Origin of the sequence: Kitasatospora sp. NPDC048722 (assembly GCF_040650235.1) — a bacterium.
GTDB lineage: Bacteria > Actinomycetota > Actinomycetes > Streptomycetales > Streptomycetaceae > Kitasatospora.
This window is the reverse complement of sequence record NZ_JBEZGX010000145.1, coordinates 1-3325: the sequence shown is the minus strand read 5'-3', so window position 1 is coordinate 3325 and position 3325 is coordinate 1. Positions and strand designations below refer to the sequence as shown.

The 3325-nt window shown below is 69.5% G+C and carries 3 protein-coding genes; 2 read left to right on the top strand and 1 reads right to left on the bottom strand.

The genetic code is table 11. The annotated features are described in order from the left end of the window. Nucleotides 1–459 precede the first annotated feature (459 nt). A complete protein-coding gene (locus AB0C76_RS41140; protein ID WP_359975842.1) occupies nt 460–1788 on the bottom strand; it encodes an aminotransferase class I/II-fold pyridoxal phosphate-dependent enzyme in 1329 nt (442 codons plus the stop codon). A 449-nt stretch (nt 1789–2237) separates the two neighbouring features. Between AB0C76_RS41140 and AB0C76_RS41135 the strand changes: the two genes are divergently transcribed. Both AB0C76_RS41135 and AB0C76_RS41130 read left to right on the top strand, forming a co-directional pair. Further along, a complete protein-coding gene (locus AB0C76_RS41135) occupies nt 2238–2957 on the top strand; it encodes a hypothetical protein (protein ID WP_359975840.1) in 720 nt (239 codons plus the stop codon). A 51-nt stretch (nt 2958–3008) separates the two neighbouring features. Further along, on the top strand, nt 3009–3197 hold the full coding sequence (locus tag AB0C76_RS41130) for a hypothetical protein (protein WP_359975837.1): 189 nt from the start codon (nt 3009–3011) through the stop codon (nt 3195–3197). The last annotated feature ends 128 nt before the right edge of the window (nt 3198–3325 follow it).

Genomic DNA, 3325 nt, shown 5'->3' with positions numbered 1-3325 from the left:
CTCACAGCTTCTCCACCCCCCGCGCGATCAGGGCGATGACGGCGAACACGGCGACCGTGACACCGACGTAGATGAGGTCGGACATGGGCTCCACCCGAAGGGCTAGAGGATGTGCTCGTGAGCGACCGGGACGGCCTCACGACACCGGCTGAAAACCGGCGGGTGCAGCAAACCAGCAGTTGGCACCGCGCAGCGGTTTCCTGACGCCGTCCATACGGGTGATTCGGGAACCTTGATGCGGCCCTTACATCCACGTCATGCGGCCGAGACCTCCGGTTGTCCCAAACGTGTCGCTCCGCACCCGTCCGTTCCGTATCCGCACAGGTCAGGGCGTCCTCCAACGTCTGGAACAGGACATGCCACGCCCATGGAGGCCGGCGTCCGTCTTGCCCGGGGAGCAGCGGCCTCTCCGGCCGACCCGCCTCGACGAGCCGGCCGGGGTTGCCACGGACCGGGCAGCTAGCGTGCCTGGTTTGCCTCGTTTGCCTGGTTGATACAGGTGGATACGGCGTCGACGGCCTTGCGGATGTCTTCCGCAGTGTGGTCGGCCATGGCCTGAAGACGGAAGCGGGCCGCATCGGAGGGCACTGCGGGCTGTTCGACGAGGTGGGCGATGACGCCGTGTTCCTCCAGCAGGCCGGACGCAATGCGTCCCACGGCGGTCGATCCGGCGAGGACGGGGACCACGGGGCACACGACGTCACCGAGAACGGTCAGGCCGCGTTCGGTCATGCCCGAGCGGAGATCCTGGGCGACCTTCGCGACCCGGGCGCGGAGCTCGTCGCCTTCGGGGGATCGGGCGATGGCGAGAGCGGCGGCGGCGATAGCGGCCTGAATGGGCGTCAGGGCGCTGGAGAAGGTCTGTGGCCCGCCGAACATCCGGGTGTAGGCGGCAGCCGACGCGGAGGAGGTGGCCATGAAGCCGCCGGTGGTGGCGAATGACTTGGAGAACGCGCCGACGAGCAGGTCCACCTCGGAGAGGACGCCCTGGAGTCCGGGCTGGCCGGTGCCGCCCGGGCCCATGGCGGCGAAGTCGTGGGCGACGTCCACGAGCAGGTGGGCGTCGAACTCGCGGCAGGTGGCGAGCAGTTCGGCGAGCTTCGGGGCGTCGGAGTCCATCGAGAAGACTCCTTCCGTCACCACGAGGATCGCGCCCTTGGTGTCGTGGGCGCGTATGTCGGCGAGGCGGCGGCGGGCATCGGTCGCGTCGAGGTGTTTGTGGTAGGAGACGTTCGCGCCGCTCGCCCCGGCGCCCTGCCGCAGGGAGTCGTGGGCGAGGTGGTCGAGCAGGACGTGGTCGCCGCGGTGCATCAGTGCGCGAATGATCCCGTACCCTGCGGCCCAGCCCGTGGGGAAGAGGATGATCTGGTCGCGTTCCAGGGCCTGGCCGAGTCCGTGTTCCAGGTCCTGGTGGACGGGGGTCGAGCCGCCGAGGGCGGGTGAGCCGGCGGTCAGCGGGCCGTAGTCGGCCAGGGCCTTGCGGGCGGCCTCGTGGATGTCGGGGTGCACGCTGAGCGAAAGGTAGTCCTGGCCACCGAAGTTGACGCCTTCGGTGACGCGTCCTCGTGCGGACACAGCCGTGGCTCGCGCCCGCAGGTCGGTGGTGTAGCGGCGGAAGTAGGGCCACAGGCCGGCGTCCGTACGGGCGCTTCGCCAGGCGAGATAGGCGTCGTTGCGGGTCATCAGGTTGCTCCCCCTCGCGGAGTGGAAGCGCATGATGTCCTTGCCCGTGAGGTCGTCCTCACTCGGCTGTGTTCCGCTGGGGGCAAGGGCGTCGATGGTCGCCACAGGTAAACCTCTCTCAGAGTTCGGGTACGGCTGCCGACCAACGTAGGCAGCCGCACTCGCGACAGTTGTTAGCGCTCACATGACCTTGACGCCGGATCGCCCGAACTTGACGCAGCCATAACACGCAAGCTCAGGTCGTATCCCCTGGGGACTCGGCTGCGGGCCCTACCGATGAGAGCGGGACGGCGACAAGTGCGGCCGCAGCCCGGTCGACCGGGGCAAGCACGGCTACCGCTGGGACACCCGGCCCACCTCACGCCGACTCCGCCGAACGTCTACGTGCGGTCGCTCTTGACGGCCGGACCATCCTCGGCGGCGGGACCGGAGAACCGGCCAATGCGGAATTGACGATTCCCTGACTCGCCCAACTGCTGTGGCTAGTGTGACCATTGGGACGCGCCGGTCAGTGTCCGGCGTGACATCACATGGGGGTCGAATTGAAGAGTGTTGTGAAGCGTGCGTCTCTCGGCGGAGTCGCACTGATCGCGGCCACCGGCCTGCTGATGACGGTCTCCCCGGTGGCCTCGGCCGCCCCGGTGAGCCCGCAGCAGGTGCAGGTCGGCGCGAAGGCACAGATCGGGCAGGCGACGGGCAGCCGTCTTCCCAGCGGCGAGCTCGCTCCGGCGTCCAGCCCGCTGCACGTGCTCAACGGCTACGTCACCTTCTCCACGTCCGGGTACGCCATCGACGCCCCGGCCTCGGTGCTGAAGCAGGTGCCCGCGGCGCAGCTCGCCCAGCTGCGGTCGTACGTGGCGGACGTGAACGCCAACATCAAGAGCGGGAAGCTCGCGATGTCGCCGGAGGGCGTGGCGGTTCCGACCGACGCCCTCACGGACGAGGCCGGGCCGTCGACCGGCGGGACCGGCCACCCGAGCCCGAACGCCACCTGGCGCGGCCGGCACGGATACATCAAGACGCACTGGTACGGCGTCGAGGTCGGCCTGGACTCGTGGCTGACCAACAAGGTCGAGGGCGGTTTCTGGACCGGCGCCGGCATCTCCGGGCTGGTGGCGGCACTGGGCGGCGGCCCGTACGCCGGAGCCGTCGCCGCCGCGCTGGGCGTCATCGCCGGCGGGATCCAGGTCTGCCAGCACCAGAACGGCTGGACCTACATCTACTGGGTCGGCACCATCGGGGCCGGCGGCTTCGTCTGCAACCCCTTCGGGTAACCCGCCCCTGTCGGACTCTGCGGACCTCAACGAATCGGAAAGGCGGGCCCCGTGAAACACCCCGTGAAACAGGTGAGCGCCGCGGTCGTCGTCGGCCTCTTGGCCCTCGCGGCCCTGATCACCTTCATCGTGGAGTGGGATTCCTCCCGGAATGACGCCGGCATCCTCGGAGGGGCGGCGTTCACCGCCTCGGTGGTGTTCTTCGCACTCGGCTGGACGAAACGGAACAGGGCCCGCTGAACGTCGGGACGACGGCAGTCCCCGGTGGCGCCCGGCCGCACAGGCCGGGCGGCCCCCCCCCCGGGAAAGGCGCGCCCGCCGGCCAGGCCGGCCGCGCCCCGGGGGGGGGGTAGAGTCAATTCAAACAT